This window comes from Variovorax atrisoli 110B, assembly GCF_000382045.1.
In the GTDB taxonomy this organism is placed as follows: Bacteria; Pseudomonadota; Gammaproteobacteria; order Burkholderiales; family Burkholderiaceae_C; genus Variovorax; species Variovorax atrisoli.
In genome coordinates this window covers 34,934-57,028 of sequence record NZ_KB907465.1, presented here as the reverse complement: position 1 = coordinate 57,028, position 22,095 = coordinate 34,934, and the positions used below count along the sequence as shown (strand labels likewise).

The window sequence follows — 22,095 nt, the reverse complement described above, 5'->3', positions numbered from 1 at the left end:
GGGAGGGCTCAGGAACTCTCGCGCTGCTCGATGTGGAACGGAATCAGCACAGTCTCCGCAGGCGGCCGGTGCCCTTCGCGCGTGCCGTCGATCACGCGCAGCAGCAGTTCTCCCGCCGCCTTGCCGATGCCCACGCAATCCACCGCGACCGTGGTGATGCGCGGATGGCAGGCGCGTGCGACCTCGAAGTCGCCGAAGCCGGCGATCGCGATGCGCCCGGGCACTTCCCAGCCGCGACGCTGGCATTCCATCAGCGCGCCGAAGGCCGAGAGGTCGGAGACACAGATCACCGCATCCACGTCCGGCCACTGGCGGATCAGTTGCGCCACGGCCTCGCCGCCCTGCGCCATCGAGATCGGCGGCTGGCCGAAGCTGATGACGCGGCCGTCGGGCAGGCCCAGTTCGCGGATCGCATCGGCATAGCCGCGCTGGCGGTCGGCGCCGCGCGTGTCGCGGTTCGAGGTGCCGCCGATGAAGGCGATGCGCCGGTAGCCCTTGGCGTGCAGGTGGCGCACCATCGCGGCGGCGGCCTCGGCGTTCGAGAAGCCCACGGTGTGCCCGATGGGCGCGGCCGGCAGGTCCCAGGTCTCGACCACCGGCACGCCCGCTGCCTGCAGCATGGCGCGCGCGGCCGGCGTGTGCGAGCCGCCGGTGAGGATCACGCCCTCGGGCCGGCGCGCGAGCATGGCGCGCAGCAGGCGCTCCTCGGTCTCCACGCGGTAGTCGGTGTAGCCCAGCAGCACCTGCAGCCCGCGCGCCTCCACGGCGGCGGTGATGCCCTGCGCGGTCTCCGAGAAGTTGGAGTTGTTGAGCGAGGGGATCAGCACCGCGACGAAGCCCGACCGCTTGCTGGAGAAGGTGCGCGCCGTCTGGTCGATGACGTAGCCCATCTCCTCGCAGGCCTGCAGGATGCGCTGGCGCAGCGCCTCGGAGGTCACGCGGTCGCTGCTCGCGCTGCGGTTGAGCGCGCGCGACACGGTCATCTTCGAGACGCCGACGCGCGCGGCCACGTCGGCCATCGTCGCGGGGCGGGTGAGGGCTGGGGCGGGGGCTTTGGTCGGTGGCAAGGCGCTTCTTTCTTTCTCTCTCGGAAGGCGGGAAAGGCGGGTTCGAGGATATGCGACGAGGAGCGGACGGCGTGAGATACCGATAACCATATCGAAGCCGGCATCGACGAGCGAAGAATACCGCCAATGGCGTTGAAAGAAGAATGAAATGGTGACCTCGCCGCATACGGGTAAAGCCTGAGTTACCGGTATCTTTTTGATGCCACACTGCGAGCCCAAGTTCAGGGAAACCAGCGCCGTGGCCATGACCATCGAAGTCTTCGACTCCCGTTTCGCTCCCGTCGCCCAGGGCGCAGGCCCGCTCGAACGCCTGTGTACCGGCGCCGTCTGGAGCGAAGGGCCGGTGTGGATGCGCGAGGACGGCTCGGTGCTGTGGAGCGACATTCCCAACAACCGCATGCTGCGCTGGCGCGCCGAAGACGGCATGAGCGTGTGGCGCGAGGGCGTGGAGTTCACCAACGGCCACACGCGCGAGGCCGACGGGGCGCTGCTGCATTGCTCGCACGGGCTGCGTGCCATCGTGCGCACGCGCTTCGCGGGTTCCGGCGAAGGCCTGCAGCCGCTGCCCGACGAAGTTGTGGTCGACCGCTACCAGGGCCGCCGCCTCAACTCGCCCAACGACATCGTCGTGAAGCGCGACGGCAGCATCTGGTTCACCGATCCGCCCTACGGCATCGTCTCCGACCGCGAGGGGCACAAGGCGCAGAGCGAACTGGGCCGCAACCACGTGTTCCGCCTCGACCCCGCAAGCGGCGCGCTGCGCTCGGTGAGCGACTTCGTGGAGGAGCCCAACGGCCTGGCCTTCTCGCCCGACGAGCGCATCCTCTATGTGAGCGATACCTCGGCCGCGCTGCGCACCGACGGCTCGGGGCACCACCACATCGTCGCGTTCGACGTGATCGGCGGGCAGGACCTCGCGAACCCGCGTGTGTTCGCGGTGGTGAACCCGGGGCTGGCCGACGGCTTCCGCGTCGACGTGCACGGCTTCGTCTACACCAGCAGCGCCGACAGCGTGCAGGTCTACCACCCCGACGGCACGCGCCTTGCGCGCATCGCGGTGCCGGAGAAGGTGGGCAACCTCACCTTCGGCGGGTCCGACGGCGACGAGTTGTTCGTGTGTGCCTCGGCCTCGCTCTACCGCATCCGGCTGAACACGAGCGGGGCGGTGCGCGCATGAACACGCCGCTGCTGCAGTTCCGGGCCGTGAGCAAGCGCTTCGGCGGCACGCAGGCGGTCGACAAGGTCACGCTGGACGTGCGTTCCGGAGAGATCCTCGCGCTGCTGGGCGAGAACGGCGCGGGCAAGTCCACGCTCATCAAGCTGCTCGCGGGCATCCACGCGGTGGACGACGGAGAGATTCTTTTCGACGGCCGGCCGCAGTCCGAGTGGCGGCGCGGCGACCGGCGCGAGCAGCCGGTGGCCTTCATCCACCAGGACCTGGGCCTCGTCGAGTGGATGACCGTGGCCGAGAACGTGGGCCTGGGCACCGGCTACCCGCGCCGCTTCGGCCTCATCGACTGGAAGTCGGCGAACGAGACGGCGCGCCGCGTGATGGCGCGCGTGGGCTGCGACATCGACCCCGGACGCCGCGTGTTCTCGCTCACGCGCGCCGAGAAATCGCTGCTCGCCATCGGCCGTGCGCTCGAAGTGAAGGCGCGGCTGCTGGTGCTCGACGAGCCCTCGGCGAGCCTGCCGATGAGCGACGTGGAACGCATGTTCGCCGTGCTGCGCGAGCTGCGCCGGCAGGGCATGGCGATGATGTACGTGTCGCACCGGCTCGACGAGGTGATGGCCATTTCGGACCGCGCGGCCGTGATGCGCGACGGCAGGCTGGTCGCGGTGAAGACCACGGCGCAGACCAGCGAGGGCGAACTAGTGGGGCTGATCGTGGGCAAGGCGCTCTCGGCCTCGGTGCAGAAGGCGAGGGTGCCTGCGCGCAGCGAACCCGTGCTCGAGCTCGAGGGCGCCGCCAGCGGCAACGCCGGCCCGCTGAGCCTGTCCGTGCACCGCGGCGAGGTGCTCGGGCTCGTGGGCCTGCGCGGCGCGGGACACGAGGCCATCAGCCGCGCGATCTTCGGGCGCGAGCCGCTGTCGGCCGGGCGCATGCAGCTGCTGGGCAGGGGCTGCGGCTTCAGTTGCCCGGCCGATGCGATCCGCGCGGGCGTGGCCTACGTGGCCGGCGAGCGCCTCGAGGAGAACCTGGCCGGCTCGATGAGCGTGCTGGAGAACCTCTTTCCCAATTCGACGCTGCATGGCGACCACGGCCTGGCCTTCGACCGGCCGCGCCGCGAGAACGAGGGCGCGCTCGCGCTCATCCGCCGCTTCGACATCAACCCGCCCGCGCCCTCGGCCGAAGTGCAGCAGCTCTCGGGCGGCAACCAGCAGAAGGTGGTGCTGGCGCGCTGGTTCCACCTCGACAAGCCGCTGGTGGTGCTCGAGGAGCCGACCGCGGGCGTCGACGTGGGCGCCAAGCGGCAGATCTACGGCGTGCTGCGCGAGCGCGCCGAGGCTGGCACGGCGCTGGTCGTCGTCTCCACCGACTTCGAGGAGATCGCGACCGTGTGCACGCGCGTGCTCGTCTTCCGCGACGGGCTGATCGCGGCCGAGCTCACGGGCGAGGCGATCACCGTCGAAAGACTCCTGGCATTGGCAGCAGGCGCGGCGACGCGCGAGGAAGTTCCCGCATGAGCAGCTCGATCAAGTCCACGGCGCTGGAGCCCGACAAGTCCCTCGACGGCGAGGCCGTCTCGCTCGCGCAGAGCCTCGGGCGCGCGATGCCGGTCTACGGCCTCGTCGTGCTCACGGTGGCGCTCGCGCTGCTGTTCTCGGTGCTGCTGCCCGAGACCTTTCCTACGCTTTTCAACCTGCGCGCGATCCTGGCCGACAAGTCGGTGATCGCACTGCTGGCGCTGGCCGCAACGATCCCGATGATCACCGGCAAGATCGACCTCACCGTGGGCTACGGCATCGTGCTGTGGCACATCCTCGCGATCAGCCTGCAGACGCAGCTGGGCCTGCCGTGGCCGGCGGCGGTGCTGGTGGTGCTGCTGTGCGCGGCGCTGTTCGGCGTGCTCAACGGGCTGCTGGTCGAGCTCGCGCAGATCGACTCCTTCATCGCCACGCTGGGCACGGGCACGGTGATCTACGCCATGGCCATGTGGCACAGCGGTGGGCGGCAGGTGGTGGGCGAGCTGCCCGATGGCTTCGTGGGCATCGCGGGCGGCAGCCTGCTGGGGCTGCCGGTGGGCGCGTTCTACGTGCTCGCGGTGAGCCTCACGCTGTGGGTGGTGACCGAGTTCACGCCGCTGGGCCGCGCGCTGTACGTGATCGGCGCCAACCCGAAGGCGGCGCAGCTCAACGGCATCTCGGTGCGCAGGCACGTGATGGGCGCCTTCGTCGCCTCGGGGCTGCTGTCGGGCTTCGCGGGCGTGCTGCTGGCCTCGCGCCTGCAGATCGGGCAGGCGAGCGTGGGGCTCGAGTTCCTGCTGCCGGCGCTGGTGGGCGCGTTCCTCGGCTCCACCACCATCCGGCCCGGCCGCGTGAACGTGTGGGGCACGCTGGTGGGCGTGGCCATCCTCGCCATCGGCATCTCGGGCATCCAGCAGTTCGGCGGTGCCTTCTACGTGGAGCCGCTCTTCAACGGCCTGACGCTGCTGGTGTCCATCGGCATCGCGGGCTGGGCGCAGCAGCGGCGCAACCGCTCGATCAAGCGGCGCATCGCCGAGCGGCAGCTCGATCAAGCGCAACCGGTTACCTCAACGCCGTCGGAATGACGGCCCACTACGACGACTGGAGACAAGCATGAAGAAGAGTGTTCCCGCGCGCACCGTCGCTGCCGCGGTGCTGGCGCTGTGCGCAGCCGCACTGGCGCCGAAGGCCATGGCCGACGACTTTCTCGATGCCGCGAAGAAGAAGGTCGAGGTCGCGACCATGACCAAGGAGAAGTGGGACGGTCCCACCGCCGGCCCGAAGGCCGCGGCCGGCAAGACCATCGTCTTCGTCGCGGGCGACATGAAGAACGGCGGCATCGTCGGCGTCAGCAAGGGCGTGGAAGAGGCTGCCCGCGCCATCGGCTGGACGGTGCGCGTGATCGACGGGCAGGGCACGGTGAGCGGGCGCACGGCCGCGCTCAACCAGGCGCTGGCCGTCAAGCCCGCGGGCATCGTGGTCGGCGGCTTCGACACCACCGAGCAGAAGGCCGCGTTCGCGGGCGCGGCCAAGTCGGGCATTCCGCTGGTCGGCTGGCACTCGGGCGAGCAGCCCGGCCCGAACGAGAAGGCGGGCCTCTTCGCCAACGTGACCACCGTGACCGACGACGTGGCCGACGTCGCCGCCTCGTGGGTGGTGGCCGATTCCAACGGCAAGGCCGGCGTGGTGATCTTCACCGACTCGCAGTACGCCATCGCGCTCTACAAGGCGCGCGCGATGGAAGCCGTCATCAAGAAGTGCGGCGGCTGCACCGTGCTGAGCTTCGAGGACAGCCCCATCGCCGAGAGCTCCACCCGCATGCCGCAGCTCACCACCGCGCTGCTGCAGCGCTTCGGCGACAAGTGGACGCACTCGCTGGCCATCAACGACCTGTACTTCGACTTCATGGGCCCCTCGCTCACGGCGGCCGGCAAGAAGGGCGACGGCGCGCCCAAGGCGGTGTCGGCCGGCGACGGCTCGGAGGCGGCCTACCAGCGCATCCGCACGCAGCGCTTCCAGGCCGGCACCGTGCCCGAGCCGCTGAACATGCAGGGCTGGCAGATCGTCGACGAACTCAACCGCGCCTTCGCCAAGGAGAAGTGGTCGGGCTACGTGCCCAAGGTGCACCTGGTGACCGTGGGCAACGTCGGCAAGGACGGCGGCCCGAGGAACGTGTTCGACCCGGACAACGGCTACCGCAACCAGTACAAGGCGATCTGGGGCAAGTAGGGCGGGGGCCGCGGGGAGGCCATGAGGGCCTTCAGCGGATCTCCCGGTGCATGAAGGTCGCGTTGTCGATGACGTTGTGCATCTCCAGCCCGCGCTTGTCGAACAGCTTGATGTCGGTGCTCGCAGGCGTGTATTCGAGGATGCCGAAGTTCTCGCGCTCGCCCGTGAGGTAGTACTTGGTGACGAAGGCGCCCGAGGACACCACCTCGAACATCTTCGTCTCGCCGGCCGGCGGCAGGAAGGCGTTCTCGTGGATGTCGCCGGTCAGGAAGATCGACTTGCGACCCTGGATGATCGCGCGGAACCTGGCGTAGTCGTCGCGGTAGCGCATCCAGCCGTTGCCGGTCGCGCGGATCGGGGTGCCGGCGCAGATCAGCACGTAGCCCTGCTCGCCGGCCAGCTCCTGCTTCAGGTAGTCGAGCTGCTTCTGGCCGAGCAGGGGCTTGGCGTCGCCGGGGGCGGTGCTGTACCAGCGGGTGTCGAGGAAGATGGCCTTGCCGATACGCTGCTGCTCGTGAATCAGCGGAATGGAGTAGTAGATGCCGTCGACGGCCGGGTCGAGGTGCGCCGGGTTGTTCAGCTGCCCGATCTGCATGTACTGCGTGAAGAGCCGCCGGGTCTGCTGCTTCACCGCTGCGCTGACGTCCGAGCCGTGGGCGTTGTTCCAGGCGAAGTCGTGGTCGTCCCAGGTGCCGTACACGCCGCCGCCGTTGTCCTGCTTCTGGCGCAGCGCGTCGCGCAGGGCCTTGAAGTTCGCGACGTTCCACTGCGCTTCGTACTTGCCCTGCATCACGTCGGCGAACTTCGCCGCGTCCCACTTCGATGGCTCGCCCAGTCTGGGAAAGTAGTCCATGTAGATCTGGTCGCCCAGCAGGAACAGGTAGTCGGGCTGCTCCTGCGCGATGCGGTCCCAGACGTGCTGGTAGCCGTCGGGGCCGGGCTTGAAGTTCATGCACGACGTGAAGGCGATCTTCATGGGGGGCTCCTCTTCCGCCGGTCTGGGCGCCGGGGTGAGGCGGATCATAGGCAGCGGCCGCGCGCTGTCCCTCCGCAGAATATGGGATGGCGCCGCGCCCTCAGGCGCGCTCTTTCTTGAGCTGGCGCAGCGCCGACTGGGCGTGGGCGACGAAGCGGTTCGCCAGCTGCGAAGCCGCGAAGTTCTCGTTGGTCACCGCGAAGATGTCGAAGGAAGGCGCGTTGCGGATCGGCCGGAAGCTGAGCCTGTCGGTCATGCAGCCGCGCGCGGTGAGGTCGTCCACGATGGCCACGCCCGCGCTTGCCGCGGCCAGGGCGCATGCGCTCTGGCCGGCGCGCACCTCGATGCGGGCATCGGGCTGCAGCCGGTGCCGCAAGCACCAGTCGGCAATGATGCGGCCCTGCGGCGTGTCGGGGCTGAAGGAGATCATGCGTTCCTTCAGGATGTCTGCCGGTGACAGCGTGCGCCGCGCCTCCAGCGCATGGCCGCGCGGGAACACGCCGGCCAGCGTCCACTGGCCGATGGGGCGGGAGCTGAGCAGCGGATCGTCGATGGCCAGCGTGGAGATCGCCACGTCGGCCTCGTGCGCGGCGAGGCGCTTCACCATCTCCCTCGCGAGCAGCACCTCGAAGTAGATGCGCGCCGACGGAAACTCCTCGCCCAGTGCGGTGAGCGCGCGCGGCACCATGTCCAGGCCCGTGCTGGGGCTGCACAGCACGCGCAGCGTGAGCATCTTGCCGTCCTTCAAGGCCTGAGCGCAGTCGTCGATGCGGGCCACGCCGCGATACACCTGCTCGACTTCGGCGAAGAGCGCCTGCGCTTCCGGCGTGGCCAGCAGCCTGCCCTTGCGCCGCTCGAAGAGGCGCAGCCCCAGCTGCAGTTCGATGTGCGAGAGCATGCGGCTGATGCCCGGCTGCGAGACGTGCAGCGAGCGTGCGGCATCGGTGACGGAGCCGGCCAGCATGACGGCGCGGAAGACTTCGATCTGTCGGAGGTTCATGACATCGCCCATCCCATCGGCGTGATTCGATAACGCGATGTTATGGCGTTGCCACGTGTTGGTATTTGCCGGGAGCACGGCCGCTTCCTAGCATCGGACCTTCTTTTCCAGAACAACCAGATCAAGAGGCAAACAGGACATGGCCAAAGCCACAGCCGCCGCGCGCGGCATCACCCGCAGGCATGCGATCTCCGCACTTTCGGCAGCGACGCTCTCCCTGGCCCTCGGCCGTAGCGTGCATGCCGCCGACGCCTGGCCCACGAAGCCGGTGCGCATCATCGTGCCCTTCGCACCCGGCGGCGGTGCCGACGGCTCGGCGCGCGTGCTGGCCGAGGTGCTGGCGCCGCAGCTCGGGCAGCCGGTGATCGTGGAGAACAAGCCCGGCGCGGGCAGCGCCATCGGCGTGATGGCGGCGCTGCAGAGCCGGGACGGCCACACGCTGCTGATGGGCAGCAACAGCATGGTGATCAACCCCTCGCTCAACCCCAGGCTGAGCTACGACGTGGCGCGCGACTTCGATGCCATCGGCATGGTTTCGCAGCAGCCGCTGGTGCTGGTGGTGCCGGCCGACTCGAAGGCGAAGACGCTGGCCGAACTCGTCGCGCTGGCCAAGGCGCAGCCGGGCAAGCTCAGCGCGGGCAACAGCGGCACCGGCACGCTGGCGCACCTGACGGCGGAACTCTTCGCGCAGGAGACCGGCACCTCGCTGGTCAGCGTGCCCTACAAAGGCGAGAGCGCGCTGATGCCCGACCTGATCTCGGGGCTGGTGTCGATGGGCTTCCTGAATCTGCCGAGCGTGATCGTGCACATCCGCTCGGGCCGGCTGCGCGCGCTGGCCGTGTCGTCGGCGCAGCCGGTGGCCGAACTGAACGATGTGCCCACGCTGCGCAGCCTGAAGCTGCAGAGCCTGGAGGTCGAGGGCTGGGCCACGCTGGTGGCGCCCAAGGGCAGCATTCCGGCCGAAGGACTGGCGCGGCTCGAGAAGCTGCTGGCCTCGGCGCAGCAATCGGAAGTGGTGAAGAAGCGCTTCGACGCGCTGAGCCTCGAGACCTTCATCCGTGGCCGCGAGGCCACCGCGCAATACCTCAAGGCCGAAGGCGCCCGCTGGGGACAGGTGGTGAAGAGCCGTGGCATCCAGGTCGAGAACTAGCATGGGCAGCGAGAACATCGGAACAAGCCACGCGGTCGAGGCCGACGTGGTGGTGTGCGGCGGCGGCGTCGCGGGCTCCATGGCCGCAGTGGCTGCGGCGCGGCAGGGCGCCTCGGTCGTGCTGGTCGAGCGCTACGGCTTCCTCGGCGGCAACGCCACGGCCGGCGCGGTCGCGCAGTTCAACAGCTGGCAGACCGGCAACGGCCGCACGGTGGTGGCGGGGCTGGCCGACGAGGTGGTCCGGCGGTTGCGCGCCTACGGCGGCGCCCGCGAGCACGACCGCTTCGTGATGTCCACCGGCCATCACATGGACCGCGTCGAGTACGAGCCCGAGGTGCTCAAGCTGGTGCTCGACGACATGGTGGCCGAGGCCGGCGTGCGGCCCTTGCTGCATGCCAGCCTGCTCGACGTGCAGTGCGAAGGCCGGCGCATCACCGGCCTGCGCGTGCTGACCAAGGGCGGCGTGCTGTCCTTGCGGCCGGGCGTGCTCGTCGATGCATCGGGCGACATGGACGCGCTGAAGCAGGCGGGCGCGCGCTTCCTCGAACTCGGCGGCGGCGAGGCGCTGCAGCCGGCGACGATGATGTTCCGCTTCGGCCCCATCGACTTCGAGCGGTTCGGCGCACTCTCGAAGGCCGAGTTCGCCGAACTGGCCGCAAGGGGCTACGCGCAGGGCGGGCTCGCGCGGGCCGCGCTGCATTCGAGCCGCGTTCCTCATTCGGACGATGCCTGGTTCAACATCAGCCGCCTGGCGATCGACGCCACCGACCCGATGGCGCTCGGCGGCGCGGAGATCGAAGGCCGGCGCCAGGCGTGGAAGGCGGCCGGGTTCATCGCGGCCCATGTGCCCGGCTGCGGCAACGGCCGGCTGCGCGCCTTCGCCACGCAGGTGGGCGTGCGCGAGACGCGCCGAGTGGAAGGCGACCATGTGCTCACCGCCGCCGAACTGCTGCAGCCTGTCCAGTTCGCCGACGCGGTCGCGGCGGGCGCCTATCCGATCGACATCCATCCGGCCAAGGGCGGCTCGCTGCACTACGTGCCGATGGGCGACGACCACGCCTACCAGATCCCGTACCGCAGCCTGATCCCGACCACGCTCGACAACGCGCTGGGCGTGGGGCGGGGCATCTCGGCCAGCCACGAGGCGCTGGCGGCGATCCGGGTCATGACGATATCGATGGCGGTGGGGCATGCCGCGGGCATAGCGGCGGCCATGGCGGCGCGCTCTGCCGGCGAGGGCATGGGCGCGCAGGTGCGTTCCGTCGCGGTGCCTGCCCTGCGCGAGGCGCTGCTGCGCGGCGGCGCCGTGCTCGCCTAGGGCCTGCGAGCAGGCCCCGGCTGGTCAGAGCCAGTTGCCGGTCTGCGGCATCTGCACCTTCTCGGCAGGGTCGCTGCCGGTCACGAAGGAGCCGATGACCACGCTCAGCAGCGAGATGAAGATGCTCGCGAAGAGCGCGGTCCAGAAGCCCGACACCCTGAAGCCCTTCACCAGCGCAGCCACCAGCAGGATCATCAGTGCGTTGATGACCAGCAGGAACAGCCCGAAGGTCACCAGCGTCAGCGGCAGCGTCAGCACGATCAGCAGCGGCTTGACGATGGCGTTGGCCAGGCCCAGCAGCAGCGCCGAGACCACCAGCGCACCGGTGCTGTCGAACTTGAGTCCGCGAAAGAGATGGCTCGCCACCCACAGAGAGACGGCGGTGATGGCCCAGTGGACGAGGAAGGGAGTCAGGTTGTTCAGCATGGATTCGGTGGTGTGTGGCAGCAGACGCAGAGCTTGTTGCCTTCGGGGTCGCGGAAATAGGCTCCATAGTAGTCCGCGTGGTAGTGCGGCCTGAGGCCGGGCGGGCCTTCGCAGGCGCCGCCCTGCGCCAGCGCCATGGCATGGGCGCGGTCCACCGCAGCGCGATCCGCGGCCAGCAGGGCCACCATCTGGCCGTTGCCGGGCGAGGCCTCTCGCTCGTCGTAGGGCGTGCCCACCAGGAACAGGGGGCGCGGCGCGTCAGGGCTCTGCCAGCCGGCCCAGGGCCTGGCGTCGTCCCTGAACCTCAGCTTCAGCCCGAGTTCGCGCATCAGCGCCGAATAGAAGGAGAAGGTGCGCTCGAAGTCGTTCACACCGATGTAGACGTGGGACAACATGCGATTAATTCTTCCGGGTTATCGCCGTCATTGTGGATGCAACGATCGACTGTTACCCGATGAAACATTGCCAGGGGCACCGTTAAGATCGTCGGCTTATGGCCAATGCGTCGATCGCCAGCATGACCCCCGCACCCGCTTCGGCCGACGAGGCCGAATCGTGGGTACGCGGCGAACTCATCCGCAGCCTGATGCGCTCCGCGCGCGGCTCCTACCTGGTTTCGGCGGCACTGATGCCGGCGATGGTCGGCCTCAACTGGGGCTATGTGCCGCGCTGGGAGCTGCTCCTCTGGCTCTTGGCCGGCGTCATCGCCACAGCCTGCCGCGCGTGGGGTGCGCGGGTCTATGCGGTGCGCTATGCAGGGCGCAGCGCCGCCGCACAGCAGCAGTTCACCGAGCGCTACGGCTTCGTCTGGAGCACCAGCGCGGTGGTGTGGGGCCTGTCGGTGCTGCTCTTCTTCGAGCGCACGCCGCAGGTCAACCAGTTCATGAGCTGGCTCATCGTGGCCGGCGTGGGCACCTTTCCTCTCAACGGGCTCGCGCTGCATCCGCCGCTGCTCAAGCGCTACGTCAACACGCTGTTCATCACGATGCTGGCGGCGGTGCTGCTGCGGCTGGTGTCCATCACGCTGCATCATCCGCAGTTCCAGTACGGCTACCTGATGCCCATCCTGCCGATCCTCCACTGGTTCCTGCTGCTGCGGGCCGGGCGGCACATCTACGAGACGGCGCGCAACAGCCTGGAACTGCTGTTCCACAACCACATCCTCATCAAGTCGCTGACCCAGCAACGCCAGGCGGCGGTGTCGGCCGTGGCCATGAAGAACCGCTTCCTGGCCAGCGCCGCGCACGACATGCGCCAGCCAGTGCTGGCACTTTCGTTGTACGCCGACTGGCTGCGCAACGAGCCCGAACTGGTGCTGGAGCTCGCACCGAAGATCGTGCGGGCCACGCATGCGGTGAATGCGCTCTTCGACTCCATGTTCGACCTGGCGCGCATCGACTCGGGCCAGGTGCGCCTGCACGTCGAGCGGGTCGACGTGCCCGAACTGCTGCACGACCTCGAACTGCAGTACCGCCCCGTGGCCGAGAGCCGCGGGCTGGATTTCCGCGTGCGCATGTGCGAGGGCTCGTTCCTCACCGACCCGATCCGCGTGCGCCGCATGATCGGCAACCTGCTGGCCAACGCGATCAAGTACACGACCGAAGGCGGCGTGCTGCTCGCCGCCCGCCAGACCCGCGACGGCCTGCGCGTGGAAGTGTGGGACACCGGCATCGGCATCGCCCCCGAGCACCTGCGCGACGTGTTCCTGGAGTTCTACAAGGTGGCCGACCACGCCGGCACCTCCGACGGCTTCGGCCTCGGCCTGGCCATCGTCGCGCGCCTCTCGCACGTGCTGGGTCACCCGGTCAGCGTGCGCTCGCGCCTGGGCAGCGGCAGCGTGTTCCGCGTCGCGCTGCACGATGCCGACGAGGCGGTGGCGCAGGCGAGGGTGACGGCGTCTGGCGGCTAAGACCGCACCAGCCCCATTCCCATGAAAAAACCGCGCCAGGGCGCGGTTTTTTCAATTCGGGAACACCAAGGATCCGGCTGCGCCGGTCCTCAGGTGTTGCCCCCTGCAAGGGGGTTGGCGCAGCGACACGAAGTGCGCGAAGCCTGGGGGTTAGCCCAATTCAACCGGACAACAACCCGTTCGTCCGCGCGTAATGCAGCGCCTGCGTCCGGCTCTTCACGCCCAGCCTGCGGAACAGGCGCCACAAGTGGACCTTCACCGTGTGTTCGCTGATCTCCAGGTCGGTCGCGATGTCGCGGTTGCTCATGCCCTTGTCGAGCATGGCGATCAGCTGCGTCTGGCGCTTGGAGAGCTTGCCGCTGTTGGCGGCGGGCAGCTCGTCGGCCTCGTCCTCCGAGCCGGCCATCAGCAGGCCGCGCAGGGCGGCTGCCAGCTCGTTGGAGCTGGCCGACTTCTCGATGTAGGTGTCGGCCCCAGCCTCGATGCAGGCGTCTTCCATGTCGGCGGACGGCGCCGCCGAGTACACGGCAATGGGCACGTTCGGATAGACCTGCTTGACCGCGATCACGCCCGAGACGCCGTTGGTGTCCGGCAGCTTCAGGTCCAGGCAGAAGAGCGTGGGCGCGCCACGCTGCTGCACGGAGCTTGCGAGCTTGTCGAGGCGTTCGAGCTCGACGATGTTCTCGGCCGGGCGCAAGCGCCGCAAGACCATCACGATCGCGTCGCGCATCAGGGGGTGGTCGTCGATGACATAAATGCTCATGTTTTCTTCCTTTGTGATCGCACCGTCTTCTCTCGTCGTGCTCACCGGCCGATAAGCCGATGGGCGTTGCCGGATCAACTCCCGCTGGTTGTGCCGGGCGTCGTTTCCGTCAGTGCCTCCAGCGCCTCTTCGACGGCGCGTATTTTTTCCGTACCGATGGGCTCCATCTGGCCGGCCAGCTCGGCCAATGCTTCGCCGCGCTGCGCCTGCAGGATTGCGATGGTACGGCCCGCCTCCTGCGGCGAGGCGAATCCACGGCTTTGCAGCAGGGTTTCGCCGCGCGCATCCAACAGCTTGAAATAGAAAAGCCCGTCCGCCTTCTCGCGGTACTGCTTGAAGCTGGGCTTGGCGACCTTGGCCGTCTTCGCTTGCACCTTGTCCTTGCCTGCCGCGAGGTTGCGCAGGCCGACCGCGTGGCGGAGGCTGGTCATGAAGGGCTTCGAAAGCGCCTGAGCCTTCTCGGCGCCCAGCAACAGCGTGCGCTCGATCTGGGCCGGGTCGTTCATGAGCGCCTCGTAGCGCTCGCGCAGCGGCGCCACCTCGAGGTCGATGCGCTCGAACAGCATCTGCTTGGCGTCGCCCCAGCCGATGCCGTCCGCATATGCCTTGCGCAGCGTCTCGGTTTCCTCGGCGCTCGCGAAGGCCTGGTAAATCTGGAAGAGTGCGGAGCCCTCGGTGTCCTTGGGTTCGCCGGGCGCGCGCGAATCGGTCACGATGCTGGAGATCTGCTTGTGCAGCTGCGCGCGCGGCGCGAACAGCGGGATCGTGTTGCCGTAGCTCTTGCTCATCTTGCGGCCGTCGAGGCCGGGCAGGGTGGCGACCGCGTCGTCGATCTCGGCCTCGGGCAGCGTGAAGTGATCGCCGTAGAGGTGGTTGAAGCGCTGCGCCATGTCGCGCGCCATCTCGATGTGCTGCACCTGGTCGCGGCCCACGGGCACCTTGTGGGCGTTGAACATCAGGATGTCGGCACCCATGAGCACCGGGTACATGAAGAGGCCGGCGGTCACGTCGGCGTCTGGGTCCTCGCCCTTGGCGACGTTCTTGTCGAGCTGCGCCTTGTAGGCGTGCGCGCGGTTGAGCACGCCCTTGCCGGTCACGCAGGTGAGGAACCAGGTCAGCTCGGGAATCTCGACGATGTCCGACTGGCGATAGAAGGTGACGCGCTCGGGGTCGAGCCCGCAGGCCAGCCAGCTGGCGGCGATCTCGAGGGTGGAGCGCTGGATCAGCGCCGGATCCTGTACCTTGATGAGCGCGTGGTAGTCGGCCAGGAAGAAGAAGCTCTGCACGCCGGGCGCGACGCTTTGCCGCACCGAGTGGCGGATCGAGCCGACATAGTTGCCGAGGTGCGGCGTGCCCGAAGGCGTGATGCCGGTCAGGACGCGCAGGGGAGCTTTGGAAGACGAAGCCATGGGACGGACAGACGAAGAATTTCTTGAAGCGATCTAGAGCAGGAGTGCCTTGAGCGGAGTGATCAGCAGGTTGATGACGAAGTAGCCCACGTCCATCAGCGGCTGCAGCCAGTATGTGCTGACGATGCCCGCGAGGACGAGGCCCATCACGATGAAAAAGCCGTATGGCTCGATGCGCGCGAGGAACATCTGCGCCTGGCCGCTCGGAAGCAGCCCGGCCAGCACGCGCCCGCCGTCGAGCGGCGGCAGCGGGAACAGGTTGAAGGCCCACATCACGAGGTTGACCAGGATGCCGCCTTGCGCCATCTTGATGAAAAAGGTTTCAGTGACGCCTGCCCCGACCATCGCCACCAGCAGCAGCGCCCACAGGATCGCCTGGACGAAGTTGGAAACAGGGCCTGCCAGAGCCACCCAGATCATGTCGCGCTTTGGATGGCGCAGCCGCCCGAAGTTGACCGGCACCGGTTTGGCATAGCCGAAGAGGAAGGCGCCCGAGGTCGCGAAGTACAGCATCAGCGGCATCAGGATGGTCCCGATGGGATCGATGTGCTTGACGGGATTGAGCGTGACGCGCCCCATGACCTCGGCCGTGTTGTCGCCGAAGTGGCGAGCCACGTAGCCGTGCGCCGCTTCGTGCACGGTGATCGCGAAGATCACGGGCAGCGCGTAGATCAGTACTGTCTGTATGAGGTTGGAGATATCCACTGGGCGATTGTGTCAGACAGGAGTGGTTCTCAGCCCCGATTTCAGAGGCCCAGCACGGCCAGCGCGCCGCGTCCCTGACGCACCACGACGGGGTCGTCGCCGGTGCCCATGGGCGTCAGGTCGACCACCGTGGTCGGCTGCGATGGGCATGCGCCGGCGTCGATGACCGCGGCGATCTGCTTCTCGAAGCGCTCGCGGATGGTCTGCGCGTCGTTCAGCGCCTCGGTCTCGCCGGGGGCGATCAGCGTGGTGGCCAGCAGCGGCGCGCCGTGCAGCGACAGCAGCTCCAGCAGCACCTTGTGGTCGGGCACGCGCAGGCCGATGGTCTTGCGCTGCGGATGGCTCACGCGCCGCGGCACTTCCTTGGTGGCTTCGAGCAGGAAGGTGTAGGGGCCGGGCGTGGCCGCCTTGAGCAGGCGGTACTGCTTGTTGTCGACGCGCGCGTAGTTGGCCAGCTCGCTCAGGTCGCGGCACAGCAGCGTGAGGTGGTGCTTCTCGTCGACCTGGCGGATGCGGCGCAGCTGGTCGACCGCGTCCTTGTCGTCGAGGTGGCAGGCCAGCGCGTAGCTGGAGTCGGTGGGCACGGCCACGATCTCGCCGCGCTCCAGCAGCGTGACGGCCTGCTTCAGCAGACGCTGCTGCGGGTTCTCTGGATGGACTTCGAAATACTGGGCCATGGTGAAGAGTTCTCCGTTCAGGATTCGGCAGGCTCGATGGGCACCCGGCGCTCGCGCACCGTGAGCCACGCGCCGGCCGCGCCGCAGACCGCGATCATCGCCATGCCGACGAGCGAGAAGCGGTCCGGCACATGGGAGAAGACGACCCAGCCGCCGAGCATGGCGAACGCGATCTGCGCGTACAGGTAGGGCGTGAGCGTGGAAGCCGGCGCGCGCTGGTAGGCCAGGATCAGCATGAAGTGCCCCACCGTGCCCATGAAGCCCATGAGGCACAGCAGCGCCCACCACTCCCACGAAGGCAGCGAGGTCCACACGAAGGGCACCGCGAGCGAGACGATCAGCGTGCCCACCCAGCCGGTGTAGAAGTGCATGGTCAGCGGGTTCTCGGTCTGCGCAAGCTTGCTCGTGAGCACCTGGAACCAGGCGTTGCTCAGCACCAGCCCCAGCGGCAGGAAGATGGCCCAGCTGAACGCGCTGCCGCCCGGGCGCAGGATGACCAGCGTGCCGATGAAGCCGCCCGCCACCAGCGCCCAGCGCAGCGGCGACACGTGCTCCTTGAGCGTGGTGGCCGCCAGCAGAGTGATGACCAGCGGCGCGATCAGCACGATCGAGGTGAACTCCGCCAGCGGCATGTAGCGCAGGCTCAGGAAGGCGAAGATGCTCGATGCCAGCAGCAGCGCCCCGCGCAACGCCTGGTAGCGGGGATGCTTCGTGTGCAGCAGCGCCGTGCCGCGCAGCGGCAACAGCACCAGCGTGGTCGCCACTGCCTGGAACGCATAGCGGAACCACACGCCCATGAGGATCGGCACGCCCAGCGTGGAGTACTTGGTGGCGGTGTCGAGCGTCGCGAAGCAGGCCACGGCCAGTATCACGAGGCCGATGCCGGCGAGGATGCGTTCGGATTCCTTGGCGCGGCTTCGCTGCTGCGCCACGCGTGCGGCGGCCAGCGCAACGGTCGCTGCGCTGTCGGTGCTGGTCCCGGGGCTTGGGCTCACTGCTGGATGCGATCGCCGAGCAGTTCCCACACGGGAGTGAGTGCGCCGGGCAGTGGCGGCAGCTTGCCGAGATCGCAGTGGCTCTCGTCGGGGCTGTGGAAATCGCTGCCGCGCGAGGCGGCGAAGTCGAACTCGAGCGCCTTGTCGGCGTATTCGACGAACTCGGCCGGCGTGTGGCTGCCGGTGACGACCTCGATCGCCTTGCCGCCATGCGCCTTGAATTCGAGGAACAGCGCGTATTCCTCGTTGGCGGTGAACTTGTAGCGACCGGGGTGCGCAATCACCGCCAGGCCCTTGGCGGCGGTGATCCAGTGCACGGCGTCCTTCAGCGTGGCCCAGCGGTGCGGCACGTAGCCCGGCTTGCCCTCGGTGAGGAACTTGCGGAACACCTCGGGCGTGTCGCGGCAGTGGCCCTGCTCGACGAGGAAGCGCGCGAAGTGCGTGCGCGAGATGAGTTCGGGATTGCCAACGAACTTGAGCGCGCCTTCATAGGCGCCGTGGATGCCGACCTTGGCCAGCCCCTCGGACATTTCCTGCGCCCGCTTGCCGCGGCCGCCGCGCGTGTCGTAGAGGCCCTGCGAAATGGCGGCGTCGTCAGGGTCGAAGCCCAGGCCGACGATGTGCACCGTCTCGCCAGCGAAGGTCACGGAAATCTCGGTGCCGGTGAGGTAGCGCATGCCGTTGGCACGTGCCGCCGCGGCGGCGCGGTGCTGGCCGCCGATCTCGTCGTGGTCGGTGAGCGCCCAGAGTTCCACTCCGTTGGCGGCGGCGCGCGCTGCCAGTTCTTCGGGCGTCAGCGTGCCGTCGGAGACCACGGAGTGGCAGTGGAGATCGGCATTGAGAATGGAGGACACCCCCGCATTCTATGGGGTCTGGAACGGCGATGCGGGCGCATGGATACTGTGGAAGATGCTATTAAATAAATAGCATTAATGCGCCATTGCATGCGCCTCAGCGCTGCTTGCGGAAAGCCGCCCAGGCTGCCACCGCGGTGAATGTGGCCACGATCGCCACCACGATCCAGAAACCGTGCTTGTGGTCCGCCAGCGGAATGCCGCCCACGTTCATGCCGAACAGGCCGGCCAGGATGTTGATCGGCAGCGCCAGCACCGTGACGATCGTCAGCACGAACAGGCTGCGGTTGTTGTCCTCGTTGACGTTGGCGGCGATCTCTTCCTGCAGCAGCTTGATGCGTTCCTGCAGCGCCTGCATGTCGCGCAGCACGACCGAGAACTCCTCGGTCGACCCGCGCAGCGCCTGCGAGTCGGGCTCCGACATCCATCCCGGCGGCCCCTGCAGCAGCCGGAACAGCGCCGCCGGCTCCGGTGCCAGCAGCCGCTGCAGCCGCACCAGCAGCCGGCGCAGCACGCCCAGGCGCGCGCGCTTGTGGTCGAGGCGGCCGGCGAGCAGTTCGTCCTCGATGCGGTCGATGCGGGAGGTGACGCCGCGCACGATCTTCACCAGCACGTCCGCCTGCGCGCGCAGCAGGTGCTCGAGCAGTTCCGTGCTGGAACGCGGCGCGTCGCCCGCCTTCACCGCGGTGCGCAGCGCATCGACCGAACGCAGCGGCTTGGTGCGGGCCGTGACGACCAGGCGCGGGCCGACGCTGATCCACAGCGTGGAGATGTCGGAGGGCTCGAAGCTGAATTCGAAGTGCACGTCGTTGATGACGGCGATCAGCGAATCGTCGTCGCGCTCGATGCGTGTGGAGGGCAGGCCCTCGTGCAGCGTCTCGTAGAAGGTGTCCGAGAGGCTCGCGTGCCGCACCAGCCAGCGCTCGGCGTGCGCGTGGCTCAGGTTGAAGTGCAGCCAGACGTAGGGCGGGTTTTCCTGCGCGTCCTCGCCTTCGCAGCCTGCCAGGGCTTCATGGTTTTCGACGTCGCGCCGTTCGGCCAGCCAGGCCGCGGCCTGCGCCGAGTCGATGGCCCGTGCGGGCTCGGCCGCACGGGCGTCGAAGAGGTAGCCGCAGATCAGCCCGGCTTCGTCGCCCCCGTACGACTGGGCTGCGAGATCATGGAATGCCGACAAGATGCTGGGTGCGCGAGTTCAGAAGAGGCGGGTGAAGAGCCAGTAGAGCGAGCCCGACAGCAGCATCGCCACCGGCAGCGTCAGCACCCAGGCCAGCGCGAGGTTGCGCAGCGTCGACAGCTGCAGGCCCGAGCCGCTGGCCGTCATCGTGCCGGCCACGCCCGAAGACAGCACGTGCGTGGTCGATACCGGCAGCCCGTACATGTCGGCCGCGCCGATGGTGACCATGGCCACCACCTCGGCCGAGGCGCCCTGGGCGTAGCTCAGGTGCGTCTTGCCGATCTTCTCGCCCACCGTGACCACGATCCGCTTCCAGCCGATCATGGTGCCCAGGCCCAGCGCGATGGCCACCGCCACCTTGACCCACAGCGGGATGAAGCGCGTCGCGCTGTCGAGCTCCTGGCGGAAGGTGTTCACGCGCAGCTTCGTCTCGTCGTCGAACCTGGCAGCGCCGCTCTTGTCGAGGTGACGGATGGCCTCGGAGGCCAGGTACATGTCGTTGCGCACGTTGGCGACGGCCTCCGCCGGAACGCCGGCCAGCGAGCCGTGCTGGCGCACCTGCGTGCCGATGCTGCCGGCCGTCGCGGCAAGGGCCGGCACCACGGCCGGGGTGAACTCGCGGGTGCGCACGTAGGTCGAGAGCGTGTCGCGCGCAGCCGCTGGTGCCATGGCTGGCAGCGAAGTCGGCGCGCTGCGGTTCAGCGCGTTCTGCGCCATCTCGGCGACGGCCACGAACTTGACGTTCTCGTCGGCGGGCATCGCGCGGTTCAGCGCGTAGGCCATCGGCACCGTGCCCACCAGGATCAGCATGATCAGCCCCATGCCCTTCTGGCCGTCGTTGGAGCCATGCGCGAACGACACGCCCGTGCAGGTGAGGATCAGCAGGCCGCGGATCCACCACGGCGGCGGCTCGCTGCCCTTGGGCTCTTCATAGAGCGCGCGGTTCTTCACGAAGGCGCGCAGCGCCAGCAGCAGCAGGGCGGCGCAGCCGAAGCCGACCATCGGCGACAGCAGCAGCGAATAGCCCACCTTGGTGGCCTGAGCCCAGTCGACGCCGCTGGTGCCGTCGCGCCCGTGCATCAGCGCGTTGGCCACGCCCACGCCGATGATCGAGCCGATCAGCGTGTGCGACGAGGAGGCCGGCAGCCCCAGCCACCAGGTGCCCAGGTTCCAGATGATGGCGGCGATCAGCAGCGCGAAAACCATCGCGAAGCCTGCGCCGGAGCCCACCTGCAGGATCAGCTCCACCGGCAGCAGCGCGATGATGCCGAAGGCTACCGCGCCGCTGGACACCATCACGCCCAGGAAGTTGAAGACTCCCGACCACACCACTGCGAAGTTGGGCGGCAGCGAGTGGGTGTAGATCACGGTCGCGACCGCATTGGCCGTGTCGTGGAAGCCGTTGACGAACTCGAAGCCCAGTGCGATCAGCAGCGCCACGCCGAGAAGTATGTAGGGCACCCAGGTGGTGACGGGCGCCCCCGAGGCGGTGACGTCGCCGACCAGGCTCCATGCGGTGAAGAGCAGGCCGGCGGCCAGCAGTCCCACGAAGGTGATCAGCGTGAGCGGACCGGGCTTGGCGTCGAGCTTCGGCCGCTGCGAGGCGGACGCGGACGGCACCTCTGCATGCGGGGCAGCGAGCGTGTTCATGGGGGATTCTGGGGTGTTGGAATGGCTCCAGATGGTGTTCGCCGCGTGTGACAACTACATGTCAACGGCGTCAAATCCGTCACGTGGCCGTCATGGAGGGCGAGCAGCATGCTTTTTCCGCTTCCCTTTTCAAACTTTTCTCTCCTGCCGCCCCATCATGCTGACGAGCGCACTTCCCGACCACGAAGACCTGATGCAACGCATCGCCCGCGACCTGATCGACAGCTATGACGAGGAGCTCGAGCTGGAGATCGAGGACCGCAACATCGACGGCCTCGACCCCGCCTCGGTGAGCGCGGCATCCTCCGCCGACAAGGCCGCGCGCCAGGCCTACTTCAAGGAGCTGTTCCGCCTGCAGGGCGAGCTGGTCAAGCTGCAGGACTGGGTGCAGCACAGCAAGCAGAAGGTCGTCATCCTGTTCGAAGGCCGCGACGCGGCGGGCAAGGGCGGCGTCATCAAGCGCATCACCCAGCGGCTGAACCCGCGCGTGGCCCGCGTGGCCGCGCTGCCGGCACCCAACGACCGCGAACGCACCCAGTGGTACTTCCAGCGCTACGTGGCGCACCTGCCGGCCGCCGGCGAGATGGTGCTGTTCGACCGCAGCTGGTACAACCGCGCCGGCGTCGAGCGCGTGATGGGCTTCTGCACCGACGACGAGTACGAGGAGTTCTTCCGCACCGTGCCCGAGTTCGAGAAGATGCTCGTGCGCTCGGGCATCAAGCTCATCAAGTACTGGTTCTCCATCACGGACGACGAGCAGCACATGCGCTTCCTCGGCCGCATCCACGATCCGCTCAAGCAGTGGAAGCTGAGCCCCATGGACCTCGAAAGCCGTCGCCGCTGGGAGGAATACACCAAGGCGAAGGAAATCATGCTGGAGCGCACCCACATCCCCGAGGCGCCGTGGTGGGTGGTGCAGGCGGTCGACAAGAAGAAGGCGCGCCTGAACTGCATCAGCCACCTGCTGGGGCAGCTGCCCTACCAGGAAGTGCCGCATCCGCCGGTCGAGCTGCCCGAGCGCGTGCGCCATGCCGACTATCTGCGCCAGCCCGTGCCGGCGAACATGATCGTTCCCGAGATCTACTGAGGAAAGCCCGGTTTCCGA

General features: G+C 68.2%; 21 protein-coding genes. 8 read left to right on the top strand and 13 right to left on the bottom strand.

The window, feature by feature from the left end; genetic code table 11:
• Positions 1-8 precede the first annotated feature (8 nt).
• Complete coding sequence (locus tag G369_RS0130485; protein WP_019657865.1) at positions 9-1,019, bottom strand: substrate-binding domain-containing protein; 1,011 nt, start codon at positions 1,017-1,019, stop codon at positions 9-11.
• 292 nt (positions 1,020-1,311) lie between these two features.
• Here G369_RS0130485 and G369_RS0130480 point away from each other — a divergent pair, with 292 nt between their 5' ends.
• Genes G369_RS0130480 through G369_RS0130465 form a run of 4 tightly spaced genes read left to right on the top strand, consistent with a single transcriptional unit; the run spans position 1,312 to position 5,984 of the window.
• Positions 1,312-2,244 carry an SMP-30/gluconolactonase/LRE family protein gene (locus G369_RS0130480; RefSeq protein ID WP_026346762.1) on the top strand — a complete coding sequence of 311 codons (933 nt, stop codon included), beginning with the start codon at positions 1,312-1,314 and terminating at the stop codon, positions 2,242-2,244.
• Positions 2,241-3,755: a sugar ABC transporter ATP-binding protein gene (locus tag G369_RS0130475; protein ID WP_019657863.1), complete on the top strand. Its 1,515-nt coding sequence runs from the start codon at positions 2,241-2,243 to the stop codon at positions 3,753-3,755. Before G369_RS0130480 ends, G369_RS0130475 begins: the two co-directional genes overlap by 4 nt.
• Entirely contained in the window at positions 3,752-4,840 is a 1,089-nt protein-coding gene (locus G369_RS0130470) for an ABC transporter permease (protein WP_019657862.1), read from the top strand. Before G369_RS0130475 ends, G369_RS0130470 begins: the two co-directional genes overlap by 4 nt.
• Positions 4,841-4,868: 28 nt before the next feature.
• Positions 4,869-5,984 carry an ABC transporter substrate-binding protein gene (locus G369_RS0130465; RefSeq protein WP_019657861.1) on the top strand — a complete coding sequence of 372 codons (1,116 nt, stop codon included), beginning with the start codon at positions 4,869-4,871 and terminating at the stop codon, positions 5,982-5,984.
• Between the two features lie 31 nt (positions 5,985-6,015).
• On the opposite strand, the gene G369_RS0130460 is transcribed toward G369_RS0130465, so the two are convergent.
• On the bottom strand, positions 6,016-6,960 hold the full coding sequence (locus G369_RS0130460) for an alkaline phosphatase D family protein (RefSeq protein WP_020723370.1): 945 nt from the start codon (positions 6,958-6,960) through the stop codon (positions 6,016-6,018).
• 100 nt (positions 6,961-7,060) lie between these two features.
• Positions 7,061-7,960, bottom strand: coding sequence for a LysR family transcriptional regulator (locus tag G369_RS36565; RefSeq protein ID WP_167333981.1), 900 nt, complete (start codon positions 7,958-7,960; stop codon positions 7,061-7,063).
• A 139-nt stretch (positions 7,961-8,099) separates the two neighbouring features.
• Between G369_RS36565 and G369_RS0130450 the strand changes: the two genes are divergently transcribed.
• Positions 8,100-9,110 (top strand): Bug family tripartite tricarboxylate transporter substrate binding protein, encoded by a 1,011-nt coding sequence (locus tag G369_RS0130450; protein ID WP_019657858.1) that lies wholly within the window; start codon positions 8,100-8,102, stop codon positions 9,108-9,110.
• Between the two features lies 1 nt (position 9,111).
• Entirely contained in the window at positions 9,112-10,428 is a 1,317-nt protein-coding gene (locus G369_RS0130445) for an FAD-dependent oxidoreductase (RefSeq protein WP_019657857.1), read from the top strand.
• 24 nt (positions 10,429-10,452) lie between these two features.
• Here G369_RS0130445 and G369_RS0130440 read toward each other — a convergent pair whose 3' ends face one another.
• Both G369_RS0130440 and G369_RS0130435 read right to left on the bottom strand, forming a co-directional pair.
• Positions 10,453-10,854 carry a phage holin family protein gene (locus G369_RS0130440; RefSeq protein WP_019657856.1) on the bottom strand — a complete coding sequence of 134 codons (402 nt, stop codon included), beginning with the start codon at positions 10,852-10,854 and terminating at the stop codon, positions 10,453-10,455.
• Positions 10,848-11,249: a VOC family protein gene (locus tag G369_RS0130435; RefSeq protein WP_019657855.1), complete on the bottom strand. Its 402-nt coding sequence runs from the start codon at positions 11,247-11,249 to the stop codon at positions 10,848-10,850. The genes G369_RS0130440 and G369_RS0130435 overlap by 7 nt, the downstream gene beginning before the upstream one ends.
• A gap of 98 nt (positions 11,250-11,347) precedes the next feature.
• Between G369_RS0130435 and shkS the strand changes: the two genes are divergently transcribed.
• Positions 11,348-12,763 (top strand): surface-behavior sensor histidine kinase ShkS, encoded by a 1,416-nt coding sequence (gene shkS, locus G369_RS0130430; RefSeq protein ID WP_019657854.1) that lies wholly within the window; start codon positions 11,348-11,350, stop codon positions 12,761-12,763.
• Positions 12,764-12,923: 160 nt separating this feature from the next.
• Here shkS and G369_RS0130425 read toward each other — a convergent pair whose 3' ends face one another.
• The 8 genes from G369_RS0130425 to G369_RS0130390 form a co-directional block, all read right to left on the bottom strand.
• A complete protein-coding gene (locus G369_RS0130425) occupies positions 12,924-13,526 on the bottom strand; it encodes a LuxR C-terminal-related transcriptional regulator (RefSeq protein WP_019657853.1) in 603 nt (200 codons plus the stop codon).
• 74 nt (positions 13,527-13,600) lie between these two features.
• Positions 13,601-14,935, bottom strand: a complete 1,335-nt coding sequence (locus tag G369_RS0130420) for a tryptophan--tRNA ligase (RefSeq protein WP_019657852.1) — start codon at positions 14,933-14,935, stop codon at positions 13,601-13,603.
• Between the two features lie 33 nt (positions 14,936-14,968).
• A complete protein-coding gene (locus G369_RS0130415; RefSeq protein WP_019657851.1) occupies positions 14,969-15,640 on the bottom strand; it encodes a site-2 protease family protein in 672 nt (223 codons plus the stop codon).
• Between the two features lie 41 nt (positions 15,641-15,681).
• Positions 15,682-16,317 carry an L-threonylcarbamoyladenylate synthase gene (locus tag G369_RS0130410; protein WP_019657850.1) on the bottom strand — a complete coding sequence of 212 codons (636 nt, stop codon included), beginning with the start codon at positions 16,315-16,317 and terminating at the stop codon, positions 15,682-15,684.
• Positions 16,318-16,334: 17 nt separating this feature from the next.
• Positions 16,335-17,312: a DMT family transporter gene (locus G369_RS0130405; RefSeq protein ID WP_019657849.1), complete on the bottom strand. Its 978-nt coding sequence runs from the start codon at positions 17,310-17,312 to the stop codon at positions 16,335-16,337.
• On the bottom strand, positions 17,309-18,166 hold the full coding sequence (locus tag G369_RS0130400; RefSeq protein WP_019657848.1) for a 3',5'-nucleoside bisphosphate phosphatase: 858 nt from the start codon (positions 18,164-18,166) through the stop codon (positions 17,309-17,311). The genes G369_RS0130405 and G369_RS0130400 overlap by 4 nt, the downstream gene beginning before the upstream one ends.
• A gap of 97 nt (positions 18,167-18,263) precedes the next feature.
• The gene (locus tag G369_RS0130395) at positions 18,264-19,340 is read right to left on the bottom strand and encodes a transporter (RefSeq protein ID WP_019657847.1); all 1,077 of its coding nucleotides are present in this window, start codon (positions 19,338-19,340) and stop codon (positions 18,264-18,266) included.
• A gap of 18 nt (positions 19,341-19,358) precedes the next feature.
• A complete protein-coding gene (locus G369_RS0130390) occupies positions 19,359-20,990 on the bottom strand; it encodes an inorganic phosphate transporter (protein WP_026346760.1) in 1,632 nt (543 codons plus the stop codon).
• Between the two features lie 157 nt (positions 20,991-21,147).
• On the opposite strand from G369_RS0130390, the gene ppk2 reads away from it, so the two are divergent.
• Entirely contained in the window at positions 21,148-22,077 is a 930-nt protein-coding gene (gene ppk2, locus G369_RS0130385; protein WP_019657845.1) for a polyphosphate kinase 2, read from the top strand.
• Positions 22,078-22,095: the final 18 nt, after the last annotated feature.

Excerpts from the sequence above, each read along its gene's own strand:
- G369_RS0130485 (WP_019657865.1), bottom strand. The coding sequence starts at position 1,019 with ATGGCCGACGTGGCCGCGCGCGTCGGCGTCTCGAAGATGACCGTGTCG.
- G369_RS0130480 (WP_026346762.1), top strand. The coding sequence starts at position 1,312 with ATGACCATCGAAGTCTTCGACTCCCGTTTCGCTCCCGTCGCCCAGGGC.
- G369_RS0130475 (WP_019657863.1), top strand. The coding sequence starts at position 2,241 with ATGAACACGCCGCTGCTGCAGTTCCGGGCCGTGAGCAAGCGCTTCGGC.
- G369_RS0130470 (WP_019657862.1), top strand. The coding sequence starts at position 3,752 with ATGAGCAGCTCGATCAAGTCCACGGCGCTGGAGCCCGACAAGTCCCTC.
- G369_RS0130465 (WP_019657861.1), top strand. The coding sequence starts at position 4,869 with ATGAAGAAGAGTGTTCCCGCGCGCACCGTCGCTGCCGCGGTGCTGGCG.
- G369_RS0130460 (WP_020723370.1), bottom strand. The coding sequence starts at position 6,960 with ATGAAGATCGCCTTCACGTCGTGCATGAACTTCAAGCCCGGCCCCGAC.
- G369_RS36565 (WP_167333981.1), bottom strand. The coding sequence starts at position 7,960 with ATGAACCTCCGACAGATCGAAGTCTTCCGCGCCGTCATGCTGGCCGGC.
- G369_RS0130450 (WP_019657858.1), top strand. The coding sequence starts at position 8,100 with ATGGCCAAAGCCACAGCCGCCGCGCGCGGCATCACCCGCAGGCATGCG.
- G369_RS0130445 (WP_019657857.1), top strand. The coding sequence starts at position 9,112 with ATGGGCAGCGAGAACATCGGAACAAGCCACGCGGTCGAGGCCGACGTG.
- G369_RS0130440 (WP_019657856.1), bottom strand. The coding sequence starts at position 10,854 with ATGCTGAACAACCTGACTCCCTTCCTCGTCCACTGGGCCATCACCGCC.
- G369_RS0130435 (WP_019657855.1), bottom strand. The coding sequence starts at position 11,249 with ATGTTGTCCCACGTCTACATCGGTGTGAACGACTTCGAGCGCACCTTC.
- shkS (WP_019657854.1), top strand. The coding sequence starts at position 11,348 with ATGGCCAATGCGTCGATCGCCAGCATGACCCCCGCACCCGCTTCGGCC.
- G369_RS0130425 (WP_019657853.1), bottom strand. The coding sequence starts at position 13,526 with ATGAGCATTTATGTCATCGACGACCACCCCCTGATGCGCGACGCGATC.
- G369_RS0130420 (WP_019657852.1), bottom strand. The coding sequence starts at position 14,935 with ATGGCTTCGTCTTCCAAAGCTCCCCTGCGCGTCCTGACCGGCATCACG.
- G369_RS0130410 (WP_019657850.1), bottom strand. The coding sequence starts at position 16,317 with ATGGCCCAGTATTTCGAAGTCCATCCAGAGAACCCGCAGCAGCGTCTG.
- G369_RS0130390 (WP_026346760.1), bottom strand. The coding sequence starts at position 20,990 with ATGAACACGCTCGCTGCCCCGCATGCAGAGGTGCCGTCCGCGTCCGCC.
- ppk2 (WP_019657845.1), top strand. The coding sequence starts at position 21,148 with ATGCTGACGAGCGCACTTCCCGACCACGAAGACCTGATGCAACGCATC.